The organism is Dietzia sp. DQ11-71 (assembly GCF_014144995.1).
In the GTDB taxonomy this organism is placed as follows: Bacteria; Actinomycetota; Actinomycetes; order Mycobacteriales; family Mycobacteriaceae; genus Dietzia; species Dietzia kunjamensis.
In genome coordinates this window covers 1-3109 of sequence record NZ_JAALDT010000293.1, presented here as the reverse complement: position 1 = coordinate 3109, position 3109 = coordinate 1, and the positions used below count along the sequence as shown (strand labels likewise).

Genomic DNA, 3109 nt, shown 5'->3' with positions numbered 1-3109 from the left:
GATCGAGGTGTCGACGGCCGGCCGGCGGGGCACGGAGGTCACGCCGAGGGCCGCCGCGACGACGAGCGGCAGGACGAGCGCGGCAGCCCACAGGGCCGCGATCCACGGGGCGGAGGCCATCAGGGGAACACCCCCTCGGCGATGAACCTGGCCATCCCCATCGGCGAGTACGGGGCCGCGGCGATGATCCCCACCAGCAGCGAGGCCGTCGCGGTGATCATGGTCGGCACCAGCAGCGCCAGGGGCGCCTCCGCCCGCCGTCGGCCCGCACCTGTCGGGGACTCGCCCCCGGGCCGCTCGGCGAACCACATCGAGTACACCAGCGGCAGGAAGTAGGCGCTGTTGAGGAGCGCGCTGGTGATGAAGATCCCCAGCACCCAGGTGTGGTCGGAGTCCAGTGCGCCCAGCCCGAGTTGCCACTTGGACGCGAACCCGGCGATCGGCGGGACCCCGATCATCCCGAACGCGCCCACGGTGAACGCCGCGCACGTCCACGGCATCCGCCGCCCGAGCCCGGCCAGTCGCGAGACGGTCTTGATCCCCAGCACCTCGGCGAACAGCCCAGCGCAGAAGAACAGGGTGATCTTCATCAGGCCCTGGTGCACCAGGTGGGTCAGTCCGCCGGCAGTGCCCATCTCGGAGACCAGGGCGATGCCGATCGTGACGTAGGAGACCTGGCTGACCGTGGAGTAGGCCAGTCGCTTCTTCAGATCGTCCTGCATGAGGGCGCGGACCGAGCCGTAGATCACCGTGAACGAGGCCAGCACCAGCAGCGGCAGCAGCACGCCCAGGTCGTCGGCGACCTGCACGCCGTAGACGTCGTCGATCAGTCGGACCAGGCCGAACACGCCGGCCTTGACCACGGCGACGGCGTGCAGCAGCGCGCTGACCGGGGCGGGCGCCACCATCGCCCGGGGCAACCAGCCGTGCAATGGGAACAGCGCGGCCTTGACGCCCAGGCCGGCCGCGATGAGCACGAAGATCGCCACCGCGGTGGCGGGGTCCTCGGCGGCCAGCTCGGCGACCGCCGCCGCGCCGCCGGCGGTGAAGTCCACGTCGCCGACCAGCGCGGTCAGCCAGGCCACGCCCACCAGGACCGAGAGCCCGCCGCTGAGGGTGTACCGCAGGTACAGCTGGCCGGAGTGGAACGAGGCCGCCGTGCCGTTGTGCACCACCAGCGGGTAGGTGACAAGGGTGAGCAGCTCGAAGAAGATCAGGAACGTCACCAGGTTCCCGGAGAAGGAGATGCCCACGGTGGCGGTGACGCACAGCGAGAAGAAGCCGAAGAACCGGGCCCGGTGCGGGCGGCCCTCCAGGTAGCCGATCGCGTAGATGGTGGTGAGCAACCACAGCAGCGAGCTCAGTCCGGCGAACAGCAGTGAGAGCGGCTCCACGCGCAGGACCAGGTCGAGACCCGGCAGGAGGGCGCTGCGCCATTCGGGCCGGGCGCCCGCGATGACGGCGGGCACCAGCGCCGCGACGATGAGCAACTTGACCGAGGCGCCGGTGATGTTGACCGTGGTGCGCGCTTTGGTGCGGGGTTCCGGGATGAGGAAGACGACGACGGCGACGAGAGCCGAGAGCGCGAGAGGGGCCACGGCGAGCAGGGACGACTCACCGACCCAGGACGGCGGGGTCATGCTCCACCTCCGTGGGTCATCCCCAGCACCGCCAGGTCGGCCAACGGCCCGGACACCCCGATCGCGAGGGCGGCGAGCAGGGCCGCGGCCAAGGGGATCAGGGTGGCGGCGCGCGGGACGGCTCTCGTGCCCGTTCCGCGGAGATGGGCACCGGACGCCGGATCGGTACTGCGGCCCTCGTCGTCGCCCCCATCGTCGGCGTGGCCCCCATCACCGGCGCCGCCCGGGGTGGGCCGGTGGTCGCTCGACTCCCCCGACAGCAACGTCTGGACCGGTCGCAGCAGGTACATGGCCGCGACGAGGGTACCCGCCACGGCCACCGCGACCACCCACCACAATCCGGTGCCTACAGCGGCCATGAGCAGCTGCCATTTGCCGGCGAAACCCAGGCTGACGGGGAGCCCGGCCAGGCTCACGGCGGCGATCGCGATCGCCATCGTCACGACGGGCATCCGGGCGTCCTGATCGGTCATCGCCGCCAATCGGTCGGTGCCGAGTCGGTCCTTGATCACCCCGGCGGAGAGGAACAGCGACGACTTGGCCAAACCGTGCGCGAACGCCAGCAGTGCCACCGCGATCCACGCCGCCCGCTGCTGCTCGGGGCCGTCGGCGGCGGCGGACAGCGGGAAGTAGAGGAAGAGGTAGCCGACCTGCGAGACCGTGGAGTAGCCGACCAGTCGCTTGAAGCGCGGGGTGCGGATGGCGGACAGGCCGGCCCAGAGCACCGATCCGGCCGCCGCGATTCCCAAAACGGCGCCCACCACCGGGTCTGGGCCGGTGACCTCCGTCCACACCCGGAACAGGATGAAGAACGACGACTTGACCACCAGCGCGGACAGCAGCGGGCTCACGGCCCCGGGCGCGCCGGCGTGGGCGTCGGGCAGCCAGCCGTGCAGTGGGAAGAGCGCGGACTTGAAGGCCATTCCCGCCGCGGCGAGCGCGAGGATCACCGTCACGTGGACGCCGCCCGGGTCGCCGGCGGCCAGCCGCTCGCCCGCGAGTCGCAGGTCCAGCACCCCGGTCGCGGCGTAGACCATGGTCAGCGAGAGCAGGAACAGCAGCGACCCGGTGACGGTGACCATGAGGTAGCGGAACGCCGCCCGCCACGCGCCGGGGCCGCCGAGCGCCACGAGCAGCACCGCGGCCAGGCCGACGATCTCGATGGCCACGTACATGTTGAACAGGTCGGCGGACAGGAAGACCGCCGCCAGACCGCTCCAGCCGAGCAGCCAGGCCGACCAGAACCAGTCACGGGCCCCCGCGACACCCGTCGAGTGCGGGTGGATCGCCGCGAACAACGAGACCAACCCGCCCACGATCGAGGTGAGCAGGAGGAACAGCGCTCCGGGCCCGTCCGCGCGTACGGCGATGCCCAACGGCGGGACCCGTCCGGCCAGCGCGGCCTCCACCGGGCCCCCGACGGCGACGACCACGGCGATCGCGATGCCGACGGCCGCGGTGGTCATAGC

Annotated in this window: 2 protein-coding genes; both read right to left on the bottom strand. The window is 71.7% G+C overall.

The genetic code is table 11. The features are described from left to right. Positions 1-119 precede the first annotated feature (119 nt). Positions 120-1640, bottom strand: a complete 1521-nt coding sequence (locus G6023_RS10830) for a complex I subunit 5 family protein (RefSeq protein WP_182635488.1) — start codon at positions 1638-1640, stop codon at positions 120-122. Beyond that, on the bottom strand, positions 1637-3109 hold a 1473-nt coding region (locus G6023_RS10825; protein WP_182635486.1), incomplete at its 5' end, for a complex I subunit 5 family protein. The genes G6023_RS10830 and G6023_RS10825, both read right to left, overlap by 4 nt.